This window comes from Paracoccus sp. PAR01 (assembly GCF_014851995.1).
Taxonomy (GTDB): Bacteria; Pseudomonadota; Alphaproteobacteria; order Rhodobacterales; family Rhodobacteraceae; genus Paracoccus; species Paracoccus litorisediminis.
Window position 1 is genome coordinate 131129 of sequence record NZ_JACVAW010000001.1, and the last position, 16197, is coordinate 147325.

Below are 16197 nucleotides of genomic sequence, written 5' to 3' on the forward strand. Positions count from 1 at the left end.
GTTAACCCTTGCTTAACCCGGCGCGCGTTGCATCGAAGAATGGGGCGTCAGGAATTGGGCTCCTCATAGACGCCCTGTTCCTTGAGCGAGTCGATGACCTCGCGCGGCATGTAATTCTCATCATGCTTGGCCAGGATTTCCGAGGCGATGAAGGTGTCGCCCTCCATCCGGCCGGTGCCGATCATGCCCTGACCTTCCGCGAACAGATCGGGCAGCACGCCGGTAAAGCGGACGGGAACCGAGGCGCCGCCATCGGTGACGCTGAAGCTGACCGTCTCACCATCGCCACGCTTCAGCGTGCCGTCCTCGACCAGCCCGCCAAGGCGAAACACCTCACCCGCTTCGGGCGGGTTTCCAGCCATCTGGCTTGGCGAGCGGTACAGGTTGATGCCATCGCGAAAGCCGTAACCGATCAGCCCGACCGCCAGGACCAGCGCGACGGTGGCTGCGATGATGATCTGAATGCGGCGTTTTTTCTTGAGCGATTTCATTCCTTAGTCACACGTTTCTTACGCAGCTTCGAACTTGATCGCATAGCGCAGGAATTGCGTCGCCTTACCCGAGACCCGGACCGGATCGCCCGTCGTCAGAAAACGGGACTCGGTGCCCTGACCGATCAGTTCGGGGTGGCGGCCCAGATAGTCCTCAAGGCTTTCGGCGACCAGCTGCGGCTGCGAATAGACCTTCACATTTTCACCCAGCGCTTTCTGGAAGGCGGGCTGGACCAGCGGATAATGCGTGCAGCCAAGGATCGCCGCCTCGGGGCGCGGCATGCGGCGCATCAGCGCCTCGACATGGCTGGTGACCAGCGCCTCGGCCAGAATTTCATCGCCCTGCTCGATGGCATCGACGACGCCGCCGCAGGGCTGCGCCTCGACATCGACGCCGATGGCGCGGAAGGCCAGTTCCCGCTGGAAGGCGCGGCTGGCGACCGTCGCCGGGGTGGCGAACAGCGCGACATGCTTGACCTCGACCTCGCGCGGGGGGGAATTGTCGCCCCAGCGGCGTTCGGTCAGGGCCTCGATCATCGGGACGAACACGCCCAGCACGCGCTTGTTCGGCGGCAGCCAGGTTTCCTGCATGCGCTTCAGGGCAGCAGCCGAGGCCGTGTTGCAGGCCAGAATGATCAGATCACAGCCCTCGGCCCATAGCCGCTCGACCCCGGCGCAGGTCAGGCGATAGATATCTTCGGCATCGCGCACGCCATAGGGCGTGTGCTTGTTGTCACCCAGATAGACCAGCGGCAATTCGGGCATACGGGCGGCAATGGCGTCCAGGACCGTCAGCCCACCAAGACCCGAATCGAAAACCCCTACCGCCATGACTAATCTCCTGCTCGCGACGCGCCTTTTTAGGACGCGCCGCGGGCGAACGCCATGATTTATGTCATTCGGCTGCCTGCGCCATGGGCGTGCCGCCCTTGCGGAAAGCATCCAGAAGCTGGACCCGACGCGCCGCGGCCTGACGAGCTGCGGCCTCCTTGACCGGACCATAGCCGCGCACCGACAGCGGCAGTTCCGCAAGCTCTCGCACCAGCGCAATCGTCGCGGGCGTCACATCTGCAAGGACTTCGCGCATATCAGCCTCAAACTCGGCGATGGCGGCGCGTTCGGCGCGACGCTCGGCCGCATGGCCGAACGGGTCCAAAGCAGTTCCGCGCAATCCCTTCATCCGCGCCAACACCTTGAACAGCGGCAGCACCCAGGCGCCGAATTCACGTTTGCGTGGCCGCCCGTCGGGATCAAGCCCCGGCATGAAGGGCGGGGCCAGATGGAAGCTGAGCTTGGCGTCGCCCTCGAACTCATTGGAAAGCTGCGCGGCGCTGGCCAGATGCAGCCGGGCGACCTCGTATTCGTCCTTATAGGCCAGCAGTTTGTAATAGCCCTCGGCCACGCTGCCCTGCAGCGCCGCAGGGGCCAGCGCCACCAGATCGCGGAACCGCTTGGCCAGCGCCTCATTCTGGTATTCGACCAGCCGCGCAGCGCGGTAGGCCGCGGGATCCACCGCCTCGACATGCTCGGGTGCCGCTGCCAGCACCTGCGCGGCGGCGGCGGGCTCGGCCATGGCCCAGCGGCCGATCTGGAAGGCGCGCTGGTTCTCGGCGACCTTGGCGCCATTCAGCTCGATCGCCTTCAGGATCGCAGCTTCCGACAGCGGGATCAGCCCCTGCTGCCAGGTCGCGCCCATCACCAGCATGTTGGAATAGATCGAGTCCCCCAGCAGCCGCAGCGCCAGCGTCGAGGCGTCAAAGAACGCGACCTTCTCGCCCAGTCGGGCCTGCAACGACACGCGCAGCCGGTCCGCCGGGATCTGAAAATCGCGGTTGCGGGTGAATTCGCCGGTGATGATCTCGTGGTCATTGACCACCGCCCCGGTCCGGCCCTTGGTCATCAGCCCGATGGTCTTGGCCCCACCGGTCACCACCAGATCGCCACCGATGACACAATCGGCCTCGCCCACGGCAACGCGGATGGCGCTGATATCCGCAGGCGCATTGGCCAGACGCAGGTGGATATGAACCGCGCCGCCCTTCTGGGCGAGGCCCGCCATCTCCATCATGCCAGCGCCCTTGCCGTCGATATGGGCGGCCTGCGCCAGAACAGCGCCGATGGTCACGACGCCGGTGCCCCCAACCCCGGTGATGACGACATTATGCGTGCCGCGAATGGCAGGCAGCGCCGGTTCCGGCAGCAAGGGCAGGTCCAACTCGGCCGCCTTGGGCTTTTTCAGCTTGGCCCCGCGGACTGAGACGAAGCTGGGGCAGAAGCCCTTCACGCAGGAATAGTCCTTGTTGCAGCTGGACTGGTCGATCGTGCGCTTGCGGCCCAGTTCGGTGTCCTTGGGCACGATCGAGACACAATTCGACTGCACCCCGCAATCACCGCAGCCCTCGCAGATGTCCGGGTTGATCCAGACGCGACGGTCAGGATCGGGGAACTTGCCGCGCTTGCGGCGACGGCGCTTTTCGGCAGCGCAGGTCTGGATATAGACGATGGCGCTGACACCGCCGACCTGTTCCAACTCCTTCTGCACCGCCAACATCGAGGCGCGTTCCTCAAACCGCAGACCCGAGGGGAACTGTCCGCGGTCGATCTCCTCTTTCTCGTCATAGACGGCGATTACCGGGGACACGCCCATGGCCTGCAATTCGCGCACGATCTGCTGCGCGGTCAGCCCACCTTCGTTTGGCTGGCCGCCGGTCATAGCGACGGCGTCGTTGAAGAGGATCTTATAGGTGATATTCGCGTTCGCGGCCTTGGCCGCACGGATCGCCAAAGACCCGGAATGGTTATAGGTTCCGTCGCCAAGATTCTGAAACACATGGTTTCTTTTGCTGAACGGCCCCTCACCGATCCAGTTCGCACCCTCGCCGCCCATATGGGTGAAGCCCGAGGTGTCGCGGTCCATCCACTGCACCATGTAGTGACAGCCGATCCCCGCATAGGCGCGCGCGCCATCGGGCAATCGGGTCGAGGTGTTATGCGGACAACCCGAACAGAACCAAGGCGTGCGGGTGGCAACCTCGGGGGCGTTGTCGTTGCGACGCACTTCGGTCAGGCGTTGCAGGCCCGCCTTGATCGCCTCGGTCCCGCGGCCTTCTTCGATCAGGATACTGCCCAGCTTCTGGGCAATCATCACCGGGTCCAGCGCGTAACGGGTCGGGAACAGCTCCTCATGGGTGCGGTCATGCTTCCAGCCCAGCACGCGGCGACCATGGCGGTTGTCAAAGATCGCTTCCTTGACCTGCACCTCGATCAGCTTGCGCTTTTCCTCGACGACGACGATGACCTCCAGCCCTTCGGACCATTCCTGAAAGGACTTCATGTCCATCGGCCAGGTCTGACCGACCTTGTAGGTCGAGATGCCCAGCCGGTCGGCCTCGTCTTCATCGATATCCAGAAGCGACAGGGCATGGACCAGATCCAGCCAATTCTTGCCCGCCGCGACAAATCCGATCCGCGCGCCGGGCGCGTTCCAGACCGGGCGGTCGATGCGGTTCGCACGGGCAAATGCCTCGGCTGCGAAGCGCTTATAGTCGATCATCCGCGCTTCCTGCGCCACGGGCGTGTCGCCCAGCCGGATGTTCAGACCGCCCTGCGGCATCGCGAAATCCGGGGTGACGAACTTCATGCGGAAGGGGTCACCATCGACGACGCTGGTCGCCTCGACCGTGTCCTTCATCGTCTTGAGACCGGTCCATACCCCGGCAAAGCGCGACAGCGCAAAGCCGTAAAGCCCGAAATCAAGGATTTCCTGCACACCGGCAGGCGACAGCACCGGGATATAGGCATCGACCATCGCCCAGTCGGACTGGTGCAGCACGGTCGAGCTTTCGCCGGTATGGTCGTCGCCCATGGCCATGACCACGCCGCCGAATTTCGACGAGCCCGCCATGTTCGCATGCCGCATCACGTCGCCCGAGCGGTCCACCCCCGGCCCCTTGCCGTACCACAGGGCAAAGACGCCGTCATGCTTGCCCTCGCCGCGCAGTTCGGCCTGCTGGCTGCCCCAGATCGCGGTCGCTGCTAGATCCTCGTTCAGACCAGGCTGGAACAGCACCTGCGCTGCCGTCAGTTCACTCTTTGATTTCATCATCTGCAGATCGACGCCTCCCAACGGCGATCCGCGATATCCTGTCACCAACCCTGCCGTATCGAAGCCCGCAGCCTTGTCACGAGCCGATTGCATCAGCATCAGCCGCACCAAAGCCTGCGTTCCGTTCAGCAGCACATGCCGCTTACTAAGATCGAACCGATCCGCCAGAGTAAAATCCTGCACGTTCATCTTGCCCTCCCAAGCGCGATGACTGGTCTTAGTGCACTATAGGTCAGCAAAACTGACCGATAAAGAATTTTTCTGCATGGGGGTGCATATTGTCCCATTGCACCTATGTGGTAAGCGTTGCGAAAATTGCATGGCTGCTGCCACAAGAAAGCTGGATCATGGACTGGGACAAGCTGAGAATCTTTCACGCCGTCGCGGATGCTGGGTCGCTGACCCATGCGGGCGACGTGCTTCATCTGTCCCAATCCGCCGTCAGCCGTCAGATCCGCGCGCTTGAGGATTCACTGGGAACCACGCTGTTTCACCGCCATGCCCGCGGCCTGATCCTGACCGAACAGGGCGAATTGCTGTTCGAGGCAACCTCCTCGATGGTGCGCAAGCTTGACACAACTGCCGCGCGAATCAAGGACAGCGAGGAAGAGGTCTTTGGTGAGCTGAAGGTGACCACCACCACCGGCTTCGGGACCATGTGGCTGGTGCCGCGTCTGGCCAAGCTTTACGAACGCTATCCCGACCTGAAAATCGACCTGATGCTGGAAGAGCGCGTCCTCGACCTGCCCATGCGCGAGGCGGACGTGGCCATCCGCATGAAGGAACCCGCGCAGCAGGACCTGATCCGGCGCCGGCTGCTGAACATCCGCATGCGGCTTTATGCGACGCCGGAATATCTTGAGCGGCACGGAACGCCGCAATCCTTCGAGGAATTGCGCCCCCATCGCCTGATCTGCCAAAGCCCGCAGACCCCGCAGGTCAGCTCGGGCGCAGTGCTGGTGCAGACGCTGCTCACGCACAACATGACCTCGATGCTGATGGTGAATAACTATTTCGGCGTGCTGCAGGGCGTGCTGAACCATGTCGGCATCGGCGTGCTGCCCGATTACCTGACCGCGGACTTTCCACAGCTGACCCGTGTGCTACCGGAAATCGAATCCGGCGAGGTCCCGGTCTTCCTCGCCTTCCCCGAGGAGTTGCGCACATCTCGTCGGGTCAGTGCTTTCCGCGATTTCGTGCTCGAGGAAATCCAGTCGATCCGCAAATTGCAGGCGGAAACGGACAACTGATCCGTTTCCACTACACTTGTATGGTAAGGATTCCCCTATCCGCGAAAGCCATGCCACAGGCGCATATCCGACATGTCCTAAGTTTGCGCTTTCATCCTTGAACGGTTCGCAAACTGCACATATCTGAGGCGTCGAAGGGGATGATTTGAGGAAACTCTCATCAACTTCAACCTCCCTGTTGGACTTAGGCCGGGCTTTATGCCCGGCTTTTTTTTGCCCGACAGCCCGGTCCCGACAATGCGGTCTGATCCCGGTTTCGGCAGCCCCGTCCGCCTACGCGCGCGCGGCCCCTTTCCTAATTGCCCGTCCCCGCATAAAAGGCCCCAAATCCGGGGAAAGGGCTCGAATATGGATGAACCGCAGATCACCGAAGACCTGATTGCCGCGCATGGCCTGAAGCCTGACGAATATCAGCGCATCCTGGGGATCATCGGACGCGAGCCGACTTTCACCGAGCTGGGCATTTTCTCGGCGATGTGGAACGAGCACTGCTCGTATAAGTCGTCTAAGAAATGGCTGCGCACCCTGCCGACCACCGGCCCGCAGGTCATCTGCGGCCCCGGCGAGAACGCCGGCGTCGTCGATATCGGCGACGGTCAGGCCGTGGTCTTCAAGATGGAAAGCCACAACCACCCCTCCTATATCGAGCCGCACCAAGGTGCTGCGACCGGCGTCGGCGGCATCCTGCGCGATGTCTTCACCATGGGCGCGCGCCCGATCGCCGCGATGGACGCCTTGTCCTTCGGCCGCCCCCAGCACCCCAAGACCGCCCATCTGGTCAAGGGCGTGGTCGAGGGCATCGGCGCTTACGGCAATGCCTTCGGCGTGCCGAACGTGGGCGGCGAAGTGCGCTTCCACCAATCCTATGACGGCAACTGCCTTGTGAACGCCTTTGCGGCGGGTCTGGCCGATGCCGACAAGATCTTTTACTCGGCGGCCTCGGGCGTCGGCATGCCCGTCGTCTATCTGGGCGCCAAGACCGGTCGCGACGGCGTCGGCGGCGCAACCATGGCCTCGGCCGAGTTCGACGACACGATCGAGGAAAAGCGCCCCACCGTTCAGGTCGGCGACCCCTTCACCGAGAAATGCCTGCTGGAAGCCTGCCTTGAGCTGATGCAGACCGACAGCGTCATTTCCATTCAGGACATGGGCGCTGCGGGTCTGACCTGCTCGGCCGTGGAAATGGGCGACAAGGGCGGGCTTGGCATCAAGCTGAACCTTGAAAACGTGCCGCAGCGCGAAGCGCATATGACCGCCTATGAGATGATGCTCTCGGAAAGCCAAGAGCGGATGCTCATGGTGCTGAAGCCCGAGAAAGAGGCAGAAGCCCGCGCGATCTTTGAAAAATGGGACCTCGACTTCGCCATTGTCGGCGAAACCATTGCCGAGGACCGCTTCCTGATCCTGCACCACAATCAGGTCAAGGCTGACCTGCCGCTGTCGAAACTGTCCTCCAGCGCGCCGGAATATGACCGCCCTTGGGTGGAAACGCCCGCAGCCTCGGCTATGCCCACCCTGCCCGCAATCACGCCCATCGCGGCGCTGAAGGCTCTGATCGGCTCGCCCAGCCATGCCCATAAGGGCTGGGTCTGGGAGCAGTATGACACGCAAGTGGGCGCTGACACCGTCCGCCGCCCCGGTCTGGGCGCTGGCGTCGTCCGCGTCCACGGCACTGACAAGGCGCTGGCCTTCACCAGCGACGTGACGCCCCGCTACGTCAAGGCCAACCCCTATGAGGGCGGCAAGCAGGCCGTGGCCGAGGCTTACCGCAACCTGACCGCCTGCGGCGCGCTGCCGCTCGCGACCACCGACAACCTGAACTTCGGCAATCCCGAAAAGCCCGAGATCATGGGCCAGCTGGTCGGCGCGGTCAAAGGCATCGGCGAGGCCTGCGCCGCGCTGGACTTCCCGATCGTCTCGGGCAACGTCTCGCTTTACAACGAGACCGACGGCAAGGGCATCCTGCCCACGCCCACCATCGGCGGCGTCGGCCTGATCGCGCATCTGGACGATCTGATCGCAGGTCTGCCCGTCGCTGGCGACGTGGCGCTGGTCATCGGCACGACCCAAGGCCATCTTGGCCAGTCGGCTCTGGCCGTCGAAGCCTTCGGCGTCGAATCCGGCGACGCCCCGCATGTCGACCTGACCGCCGAGCGCAAGCATGGTGAGTTCCTGCGCGCCAATCGCAAGCTGCTCTCGGCTGCGACCGACCTGTCGGATGGCGGGCTTGCCTTGGCCGCATTCGAGATGGCCGAGGCCGCCGGTCTGGGCGTCACGCTGGAGCAATCCGACATCGCCCAACTGTTCGGTGAAGATCAGGCCCGCTATCTGGTCGCCTGCTCGGCGACCAATGCCGCGAAGCTGCTGGAGGCCGCCGCAAGCGCAGGCGTTCCGGTCGCCAAGGTCGGCGAGTTCGACGGCGAAGGCGTCAGCCTTGGCGGCGACGCAGCCGCGCTGGCCGAGCTGTCGGCGCTCTATCGCAGCGCCTTTGTCGAGACCCTGAACCTCGGCATCGCCTGAACGAACAAAGGCCGGGCCAAGCGCCCGGCCTTTTCTTTGCCGCAATCCCTGCTAGCTTGCCCGCAAATGAAAGGACAACCTGACATGAGCGGCTGCGCCTGCGGACATCACCATCATCACCATCACGACGCCGCATTGGGCGGGACCGAGATCCCCCTGACCCAACCGCTGATCGCGTTGTCGGGCCATCTGACCTGCGCGGACATGAGCCAGATGATGCTGGCGCTGGACCTGCTGCCCGACCATGTCGCCCTGAGCCGGGCCGAGCCCGGCAATCTGCGCTTTGACCTGTCGCAGACCGAGGACCCGCTGATCTGGCGTCTGGATGAGCTTTTCGCCGATGCCGAGGCCTTTGCCGCCCATCAGGCCCGCACCAAGGCCAGCGAATGGGGGCAGCGCAGCACGGACATCGCCCGCGCCTTTGACCGCATTGAGGTCCTGCCCCGCATTCGCGCCGAGCATCCGCAAGAGGCCGCCGCGATTTCGGCCCTGCTGCGGCTGGCCTTTGGCGGGCAGGATGAGGCGCGGTTGGTCGAGATGCTGCGCGATCAGGACGACCTGACCCTGTCCTTTGTCGCGGAAGCAGGCGGCAGCATCATCGGCCATGTCGCGCTGTCGCCGCTGCAGGCCGAAGGCCCGGCTTTGGCACTGGCCCCGGTTGCGGTGCATCCGGCGGCGCAAGGCCGTGGGATCGGCGACGCGCTGATCCGCGCGGCGCTGGACGCCGTTCCCGGCCATACGATCGTGGTTCTGGGCGATCCGGCCTATTACAGCCGCTTCGGCTTTGAACCCGCAGACCTTGCTTCACCCTATGCTGGTCCGCATCTGATGGCGCTGGGTCCGGCGCTGCCCAAAGGCAGCGCCATCACCCATGCCCCCGCTTTCGCGGCGCTTTAACCGGCGTCCGGGGTCGTCTCGGCAGGCTGCACCGGTTGAATCTGGCGCAGCCGCACCCGTTTCACCCGGCGCGGATCGGCATCGACGATTTCGAACTCGACGCCGCTGTCATGGGGAATGACCTCGCCCCGGACCGGAACCCGGCCGGTCAGCATGAAGATCAGCCCTCCCAGCGTGTCGATTTCCTCTTCGTCAGAGGCCAGCCGCAGCCCGGTTTCTGCCTCGACATCCTCTAGCGGCGTGCGGGCCTGAACCAGCCATTGGCCGGGCTTTTCGGCCATCAGCATGCCGCCTTCGATCTCGTCGTGCTCGTCCTCGATCTCACCGATGACCTGTTCGATCAGGTCCTCGATGGTGACGACGCCGTCCACCCCGCCATATTCATCGATGACCATGGCCATGTGGATGCGCTTTTGCTGCATCTGCTGCAGCAGCACGCCGATCGGCATCGATGGCGGCACGTAAAGCAGCGGGCGCAGCAGCGGCCGCAGATTGAACTTGGTCGGAGCTTCGGCACCAAAGCCGTATTTCAGCGCCAGATCTTTCAGGTGGATCAGCCCCAGCGGACTGTCCAGCGTGCCCTTGAACACCGGCACGCGTGAGAAACCATGCTCACGGAATATCTCGACCAGTTCGGGCAAGGGGGTGCTGACCGGAACCGCGACGATCTCGGCCTTGGGAACGGCCACGTCATCGACGCGCATCCGGCGCAGATTGACCATGCCCAGCCCGGACTTGCTGGGTGCATTGTTTGCCGTGGCCTTTTCGGCGGGCGTCTCGGCCTCGCTGTCGCCGCCGCCGAACGCACCAAGGATGCGGCCCAGAAAGCCGCGCGATTGCGGAAGATCCCGCCCGTCCCCTCCGACTCCATCCGCCCAAGAGGCGGGCTCGGCCGAGACGGGGGTGTCGGGACTTCGGTCGTTATTCATGTTTCCATTTCCAGATAGGGATCGGGGATGCCGAGCTTGCTCAGGATCGCGCGTTCAGCATCTTCCATGGTTTCGGCATCCTGATCGTCGATATGATCGTAACCGGCAAGATGCAGGATCGCATGCACAAGCAGATGTGTGGCATGATCGGCAAAGGGTTTTCCCTGCGCCTCGGCCTCGCGCCAGCAGGTGTCGTAGGAGATGGCGATGTCGCCAAGCTCCTCGATCTCGGGCAGTTCGGGCGCTTCACCCGGCTCGCGTTCCTCGAACTCCATCGCGGGCCAGCTGAGGACATTGGTCGGCCGGGGCTTGTCGCGGAATTCGGCATTCAGACCGGCGATGCGCTGGTCGTCGCAGCCCATGACCACGACCTGAAACTGCTCAAGCCCCAGCCATTCGCCGACCGCATGGGCGGCGCGTTCGGCCATGCCCATCAGGTCGGCGTCTTCCCAGCGTTCATCCTCGATCACCAGATCGATGATGCCCATTTCTTCGACCTCGTCCTCGAAGGGCTCACGCATCGCTTTGGCCCCCAGCGGTGGCAATGAAGCGCGGCTCGCGGCGCGGGATGCGCTGGCCGCGATCGTCCACCGGTTCGCCACGGGCAAGCGCCAATTCGGCTTCGGTGTCATAGGCCTCGATGATGCGGGCGACCAGCGGGTGGCGCACCACGTCCTTGGCGGTGAAGTAGCTGAAGCTGATGCCCTTCACGTCCTTCAGGATCTTCTCGGCATCGGTCAGGCCGGAATGAACGCCGCGCGGCAGGTCGATCTGGGTGCGGTCGCCGGTGATGACCATGCGCGAGCCCTCACCCAGACGGGTCAGGAACATCTTCATCTGCATGGTGGTGGCGTTCTGCGCCTCATCCAGCACGACAAAGGCATTGGCCAGCGTCCGCCCGCGCATGAAGGCCAGCGGCGCGATCTCGATGCGCTTTTCCTCCATCAGCTTCTGCATCTGCTTGCTGGGCAGGAAGTCGTTCAGCGCGTCGTAAAGCGGCTGCATGTAGGGATCGACTTTTTCCTTCATGTCGCCGGGCAGGAAGCCCAGACGCTCGCCCGCCTCGACGGCGGGGCGCGACAGGATGATCTTGTCGACATGGCCGCCGATCAGCATGGTCACGCCGACGGCGACGGCCAGATAGGTCTTGCCGGTGCCCGCGGGGCCTATGCCGAAAGCCAGTTCGTTGGCGAACAGGTTGCGGACATATTCCTTTTGCGCCTCGGTGCGCGGCTCGACCGTCTTCTTGCGCGTGCGCAGCTCGACATGGCCGGTCTGGAACATTTCCAGCTGCTCGGCAGGGGACAGGGTTTCCTGTGCCTGCTCGACACCCATGCGCAAGGCCGCCTCGATTTCTGGCAGCTCGACATGGCGGCCCTGCTCCAGCCGGGCATAAAGCCCGCGCAGAACCTGCGCGGCCTCGGCCTGGGCGTCGGCGGGACCGACAACGGAAAGAAGATTGCCGCGGCGAAGGATATGGACCTTGAGCGCTTCCTCGATGCGCGCCAGATGGCGGTCATGAGGGCCGCAAAGATCGATCAGCAGCCTGTTGTCGTGGAACTCCAGCAGGGTTTCGCCAGCAGTCGTGGTCGCGGGGGCAGTCGGGGAAAGACCCAAATTCGTCTCCGGTCAGGTCGAGAAGTACAGGTTCATGGTCGCAACTGCGCGGGATTCGCACAAGGCCTGCGGGTTGTGTGATGTGCTTTTACGCAGGCTCTGTCGCATATATATGCAGTCATCCGGCAGGATGCGACCCCATCGGCCGTGCGCGGCCTGCGATGAAATCCTGCAGATATTCATCTTGCGCGTGATCCATCTGTGACACCGGGCCCTGCCAGCGCACCTGCCCGCGATCCAGCAGCGCCAGCCGGTCCCCGATCGCGCGGACCGAGGTCATGTCATGGGTGATGGTAATGGCGCTGGCTCCCGTCTCATCGACAATGCCGCGGATCAGCGCGTTGATGGCGGCGGCGCGGATCGGGTCCAGCCCGGTCGTCGGCTCATCGAAAAAGATCACCTTGGGGTCGGCGGCAATGGCGCGGGCCAGACCGGCGCGCTTGCGCATGCCGCCGGACAGTTCGGCCGGGTAAAGATCGGCAACCTCGGGGCCAAGACCGACGCGGGCCAGTTTTTCCACGGCGATGTCGCGAGCGCGCGCCGATGGCATGGTCCGCAGCAGGCGGAAGGCGACGTTGCGCCAGACCGGCAGGCTGTCGAACAGGGCGGCGTTCTGGAACAGCATCCCGAACCCGTCCATGAATTCCGCGCGCTGATCGGCCAGCGGCCGCCCCCGCCACAGGATCTGCCCGGCATCCGGGGCCTCAAGCCCAAGGATGCAGCGCAGCAGCACCGATTTTCCGGTCCCGGAACCGCCGATCACGACAAGGCTTTCGCCGTCGGACAAGGACAGATCGACCCCATCCAGCACCTGCTTGGGGCCGAAGCTTTTCGTCAGGCCGCGCACTTCGATCATCAGAAGAACAGCCCCGTCAGCAGGAAGTTCACCGCCAGAATCCCGACCGAGGCCGCGACGACCGCATTGGTGGTCGCCCGCCCGACACCTGCGGCGCCGTTCCCGGCGCTCATCCCGAACCAGCAGCCGGACAGCGCCACGACAAAGCCAAAGAACGCGCCCTTGATCAGGCCCGAACCCACGTCCCAGCCCTCAAGATAGGCCCAGCTGTTGGAAAGATAGGTGGCCGAGTTGAACCCCAGCGCATTCACCCCGATCAGCCAGCCGCCCATAATGCCGATGATGTCGCCGACGCCGACCAGCACCGGCAGGCAAAGGATCGCGGCCCAGATCCGGGGCGAGACCAGCCAGCCCACCGGATCGGTGGACAGCGTGACCAGCGCATCGATCTGTTCGGTCACGCGCATGGTGCCCAGCTCGGCGGCGATGGCGCTGGCCACACGGGCCGCGACCATCAGCCCGCCCAGAACCGGGCCAAGCTCTCGGGCCATGCCGATGGCGACGATGGCCGGAACCACGTCGCCCGCCTGAAAACGCTCACCGCCGGAATGGATCTGCAAGGCCAAAGCCGCTCCGGTGAACAGAGCGGTCAGCCCGACCACCGGCAGCGACAGCCAGCCGATATGCAGCATCTGCCGCGCCAGTTCCGAGGGATGCGCCCCGATCCGTGTCAGTCCGCGTGCGGCAAAGATGCCCACGCGCCCGATCGTCCGGGTCAGCGCGATCCCTGCCCGACCGATCAGGCGGATTGGTCTCACCGATAGGTCCGGGTAAAGCGCGGTCCCAGCGAGGTCAGGATCTCGTAGCCGATAGTGCCGGACAGATCCGCCAACATATCGACGCCCTGACGCGCGTTCAGGATCTCAAGCTCCTTGGGCACATCCGGCAGATCGGTGACGTCCACGGTGATCAGGTCCATCGAGATGCGACCAATCACCGGGCAGGCGCGGTCACCCGACCACAGCTTCAACTCTCCATGACGGGCCAGCGCGCGGGCCAGACCATCGGCATAGCCCGCAGCAACCGTCGCTACGCGCGATGTGCGCTGTGCGGTCCAGTTATAGCCGTAACCGACCGACTCGCCGGGCTTGACCTCGCGGGTCTGGATCAGCGGCAGCGACAGGGTGACGACGGGGCGCGCCTCGGCAAAGGGTTGGCCGCCATACATGCCGACGCCCGGCCGCACGACGTCGAAATGGAAATCCGGACCCAGCAGGATGCCGCCGGTCGCAGCCAGCGAGCGCGGGGCGCTGACGCCCTCGGTCATGGCCCGGAATGCGGCCAGTTGGGCGGCATTGGCGGGGTGGTCCGGCTCATCGGCGCAGGCCAGATGCGACGAAATCAGGCGCGGCCCGGCAGCCAGAGCCTCGGAGCGGATCGCGGCCCATTCGCCGGGTTCCAGCCCCAGCCGGTTCATGCCGCTATCCAGCTGGATGCCAAAGGGTCCGCGCGGGCGCAAAGCGCGGTCGCGGAAAAACTGCTCGGGGCTGTTCAGAAGCGGCACCAGACCGGTCAGGTCCTCGCCCTCCATATGGCCTGAAAGCACGAATATCTGTGCGTCGTCCGGCAGATGCGGGCGTATCGCCCGCCCCTCCGCGGCCAAGGCCACGAAGAAGTCGCGTGCGCCAGCCTCATAAAGGGCAGGCGCGACACGTTCGGCACCAAGGCCATAGGCATCCGCCTTGACCACCGCCCCGGCGCGCGCGCCAGGGGCGCGCTCCGCAAGGGCCTTCCAATTGGCCTGAACGGCCGCGAGTTCGATGACAAGTCCCATGCGCAACGCCATGCCCCGCGCCTTTTCTTTCGTCAAGCTCTTTGCAAGGGCGGGCAGCAGCACTGCGGGAAACGCAACTAACGGGATTTTTTCTTTCCGCAGCACCCGGCTGGCCGTAACCTGCATCCAAGGCAACCATCCAGCGGCCAATTGCTTCGCGCATGCAGCAAGAATCTGGTCAATCCGTGGAAAAGGCACGATAATATCGGCCCAGAGAACAAAAACACTCCGAGGGATGACATGAAGGCACGTTCCACCGCGTTCGGCGTAGCACTTGCGACGCTGGCCATTCCGGCAGCCGCCGCCGGAACGGACGGGCCGGACAAGGTGATCCAGCTGCCATCGGGGGCAGAGCTGCGCTGGCTGGAAACCGTGCATGACAATTCCGGCGGCTCGGGGCTGACCTATCGCTTCCGCTTCCTGATGACCGATCTGGCCAAGCGTGTGCCCTCGACCACCGGCCCGGCCAGCGAACCGGGACTGGATGGCGAGGACAGCGGCGATCGCGGCCCGATCGAGATCGACACCGAATCCGGCACGGTCGAAGGCGATGACGGCATGATCGACGCCGACCAGCTGGACATGACCCCGGTCGAGGGCGATGAGGCGGCCGAGGTCGAGGCCGACAACATGCTTGAGGAACCCGCCCTGCCCGCCGCGCCCGATGTGCTGGCGCAGGACCCGCTGCATGACGATGTGGTCTGGCTGTGTCAGAACTGGGTTCTGCCCCGCGTTGCCAGCCCCGCCCCGCGGCCGCAGGTCATCATGATCAGCATCGCCGACAAGGACATCCCCTTCGGCGCGTATGACCCCGAAGTGCTGCAATTGTTCGAAGCCTTCCGCCTGCCCGCCGACCGCGATGAATGCGAATGGGAGCCGTGGTGACGGGCCTTTGCGCCCTGATGCATGCCTGCCACAGCCGGGACACCCCCAGCACTGGCGGTTCCCACTCGGCTGTGCCATCAGGCCCCCGGCCGTTATGGTCTGCGCGCGGTCGCAGAGGGCGGCCGAATCTAACCCGAGCAGTCGGGGCCGCCCCCGCGCGAACCCCGCAATACAGGAGCCCGACAACATGTCGAAAAAGCTTGCACTCGCCCTGATCCTCGTTGGCCTCGCCGCCGCTTGCGCCAAGAAGGAACCGGAAGTCATCACCCCGGCACCGGTCACCACCGAGCCGGTCTACCAGGGCAAATACGGCGCCAACTAAGCGTCTTGCCGAGCGCGGGCTGCTTGGCGGCCCGCGACATTCGCGACTGCCCTGCATCCCGCCTGAACCCAAATTTCACGAAGGGGGCATGCCATGTTGAAACATCGCGGCTTTCCGGGCCGTCTTCCCGGATCAGATTTCCAATTCGTCATCCGCCGCGCCAACAAGAAGGGCGCGACGCCCATCGTCCGGCGCGAACGCTTCCGCGACCGCAAGGTTGCCGATCGCAAGGCCGATGAAGGCTTCATGGCCGCACTGATCCAGTGCTTTGGCGAGGAAACCTTTGTCCGTGGCAATCTGGACGCCGGACGGCTGTCCTGGCTGATCGGACGAGAGGTTGTGGCGGTCGGCAAGCTCGACCCCACCGATTACGAGCAACCCCTGCGCATCGACATGAAAAAGGCCGAAGCCGCCTTTCCTGCGCTGTTCGCCGCCCAACCCACCCAGTTCAACTGGGACGACATCGAATGGGGTGACGACGAGGATTGGGACGACGACGAGGAGTGATGAGCGGATTGCCGCGTAGCTTGTTTTTTTCACATCGTTGTCAG

At 64.2% G+C, this 16197-nt stretch carries 14 protein-coding genes and 1 pseudogene; 6 read left to right on the forward strand and 9 right to left on the reverse strand.

What is annotated here, in order from left to right:
- Nucleotides 1-47: 47 nt before the first annotated feature.
- From ccmE to IB235_RS00690, 3 genes and pseudogenes are all read right to left on the reverse strand, one after another.
- Nucleotides 48-491: a cytochrome c maturation protein CcmE gene (ccmE, locus tag IB235_RS00680; RefSeq protein ID WP_155037691.1), complete on the reverse strand. Its 444-nt coding sequence runs from the start codon at nucleotides 489-491 to the stop codon at nucleotides 48-50.
- 18 nt (nucleotides 492-509) lie between these two features.
- Complete coding sequence (locus IB235_RS00685) at nucleotides 510-1322, reverse strand: glutamate racemase (RefSeq protein WP_192334752.1); 813 nt, start codon at nucleotides 1320-1322, stop codon at nucleotides 510-512.
- Nucleotides 1323-1386: 64 nt separating this feature from the next.
- A pseudogene (locus IB235_RS00690) lies at nucleotides 1387-4788 on the reverse strand (indolepyruvate ferredoxin oxidoreductase family protein); the annotation flags it as partial.
- Between the two features lie 155 nt (nucleotides 4789-4943).
- On the opposite strand from IB235_RS00690, the gene IB235_RS00695 reads away from it, so the two are divergent.
- The 3 genes from IB235_RS00695 to IB235_RS00705 all read left to right on the forward strand — a co-directional run bounded on the left by IB235_RS00695 (nucleotide 4944) and on the right by IB235_RS00705 (nucleotide 9263).
- Nucleotides 4944-5846, forward strand: a complete 903-nt coding sequence (locus IB235_RS00695; protein WP_155037694.1) for a LysR family transcriptional regulator — start codon at nucleotides 4944-4946, stop codon at nucleotides 5844-5846.
- A gap of 348 nt (nucleotides 5847-6194) precedes the next feature.
- Nucleotides 6195-8366, forward strand: coding sequence for a phosphoribosylformylglycinamidine synthase subunit PurL (purL, locus tag IB235_RS00700; protein WP_192334757.1), 2172 nt, complete (start codon nucleotides 6195-6197; stop codon nucleotides 8364-8366).
- 84 nt (nucleotides 8367-8450) lie between these two features.
- Nucleotides 8451-9263 carry a GNAT family N-acetyltransferase gene (locus IB235_RS00705; RefSeq protein ID WP_192334760.1) on the forward strand — a complete coding sequence of 271 codons (813 nt, stop codon included), beginning with the start codon at nucleotides 8451-8453 and terminating at the stop codon, nucleotides 9261-9263.
- Here IB235_RS00705 and IB235_RS00710 read toward each other — a convergent pair.
- The 6 genes from IB235_RS00710 to alr form a co-directional block, all read right to left on the reverse strand.
- On the reverse strand, nucleotides 9260-10192 hold the full coding sequence (locus tag IB235_RS00710; RefSeq protein ID WP_192334763.1) for a CBS domain-containing protein: 933 nt from the start codon (nucleotides 10190-10192) through the stop codon (nucleotides 9260-9262). The two genes, IB235_RS00705 and IB235_RS00710, sit on opposite strands and share 4 nt — an antisense overlap.
- On the reverse strand, nucleotides 10189-10713 hold the full coding sequence (gene ybeY, locus IB235_RS00715; RefSeq protein ID WP_155037698.1) for an rRNA maturation RNase YbeY: 525 nt from the start codon (nucleotides 10711-10713) through the stop codon (nucleotides 10189-10191). The genes IB235_RS00710 and ybeY overlap by 4 nt, the downstream gene beginning before the upstream one ends.
- The gene (locus tag IB235_RS00720; RefSeq protein ID WP_192334765.1) at nucleotides 10706-11809 is read right to left on the reverse strand and encodes a PhoH family protein; all 1104 of its coding nucleotides are present in this window, start codon (nucleotides 11807-11809) and stop codon (nucleotides 10706-10708) included. Before IB235_RS00720 ends, ybeY begins: the two co-directional genes overlap by 8 nt.
- Before the next feature lie 118 nt (nucleotides 11810-11927).
- Nucleotides 11928-12665 (reverse strand): ABC transporter ATP-binding protein, encoded by a 738-nt coding sequence (locus IB235_RS00725; RefSeq protein WP_192334767.1) that lies wholly within the window; start codon nucleotides 12663-12665, stop codon nucleotides 11928-11930.
- Nucleotides 12665-13423 carry an ABC transporter permease gene (locus tag IB235_RS00730; protein WP_192334769.1) on the reverse strand — a complete coding sequence of 253 codons (759 nt, stop codon included), beginning with the start codon at nucleotides 13421-13423 and terminating at the stop codon, nucleotides 12665-12667. Before IB235_RS00730 ends, IB235_RS00725 begins: the two co-directional genes overlap by 1 nt.
- The gene (alr, locus tag IB235_RS00735) at nucleotides 13420-14439 is read right to left on the reverse strand and encodes an alanine racemase (RefSeq protein WP_192334771.1); all 1020 of its coding nucleotides are present in this window, start codon (nucleotides 14437-14439) and stop codon (nucleotides 13420-13422) included. The genes IB235_RS00730 and alr overlap by 4 nt, the downstream gene beginning before the upstream one ends.
- Before the next feature lie 240 nt (nucleotides 14440-14679).
- Between alr and IB235_RS00740 the strand changes: the two genes are divergently transcribed.
- The 3 genes from IB235_RS00740 to IB235_RS00745 all read left to right on the forward strand — a co-directional run bounded on the left by IB235_RS00740 (nucleotide 14680) and on the right by IB235_RS00745 (nucleotide 16153).
- Nucleotides 14680-15324 (forward strand): DUF6497 family protein, encoded by a 645-nt coding sequence (locus tag IB235_RS00740; RefSeq protein ID WP_155037701.1) that lies wholly within the window; start codon nucleotides 14680-14682, stop codon nucleotides 15322-15324.
- Between the two features lie 187 nt (nucleotides 15325-15511).
- Nucleotides 15512-15646 (forward strand): hypothetical protein, encoded by a 135-nt coding sequence (locus IB235_RS25515; RefSeq protein ID WP_255524276.1) that lies wholly within the window; start codon nucleotides 15512-15514, stop codon nucleotides 15644-15646.
- Nucleotides 15647-15739: 93 nt separating this feature from the next.
- Nucleotides 15740-16153 carry a hypothetical protein gene (locus IB235_RS00745; RefSeq protein WP_155037702.1) on the forward strand — a complete coding sequence of 138 codons (414 nt, stop codon included), beginning with the start codon at nucleotides 15740-15742 and terminating at the stop codon, nucleotides 16151-16153.
- Nucleotides 16154-16197: the final 44 nt, after the last annotated feature.

Excerpts from the sequence above, each read along its gene's own strand:
- ccmE (WP_155037691.1), bottom strand. The coding sequence starts at position 491 with ATGAAATCGCTCAAGAAAAAACGCCGCATTCAGATCATCATCGCAGCC.
- IB235_RS00685 (WP_192334752.1), bottom strand. The coding sequence starts at position 1,322 with ATGGCGGTAGGGGTTTTCGATTCGGGTCTTGGTGGGCTGACGGTCCTG.
- IB235_RS00695 (WP_155037694.1), top strand. The coding sequence starts at position 4,944 with ATGGACTGGGACAAGCTGAGAATCTTTCACGCCGTCGCGGATGCTGGG.
- purL (WP_192334757.1), top strand. The coding sequence starts at position 6,195 with ATGGATGAACCGCAGATCACCGAAGACCTGATTGCCGCGCATGGCCTG.
- IB235_RS00705 (WP_192334760.1), top strand. The coding sequence starts at position 8,451 with ATGAGCGGCTGCGCCTGCGGACATCACCATCATCACCATCACGACGCC.
- IB235_RS00710 (WP_192334763.1), bottom strand. The coding sequence starts at position 10,192 with ATGAATAACGACCGAAGTCCCGACACCCCCGTCTCGGCCGAGCCCGCC.
- ybeY (WP_155037698.1), bottom strand. The coding sequence starts at position 10,713 with ATGCGTGAGCCCTTCGAGGACGAGGTCGAAGAAATGGGCATCATCGAT.
- IB235_RS00725 (WP_192334767.1), bottom strand. The coding sequence starts at position 12,665 with ATGATCGAAGTGCGCGGCCTGACGAAAAGCTTCGGCCCCAAGCAGGTG.
- alr (WP_192334771.1), bottom strand. The coding sequence starts at position 14,439 with ATGGGACTTGTCATCGAACTCGCGGCCGTTCAGGCCAATTGGAAGGCC.
- IB235_RS00740 (WP_155037701.1), top strand. The coding sequence starts at position 14,680 with ATGAAGGCACGTTCCACCGCGTTCGGCGTAGCACTTGCGACGCTGGCC.
- IB235_RS25515 (WP_255524276.1), top strand. The coding sequence starts at position 15,512 with ATGTCGAAAAAGCTTGCACTCGCCCTGATCCTCGTTGGCCTCGCCGCC.
- IB235_RS00745 (WP_155037702.1), top strand. The coding sequence starts at position 15,740 with ATGTTGAAACATCGCGGCTTTCCGGGCCGTCTTCCCGGATCAGATTTC.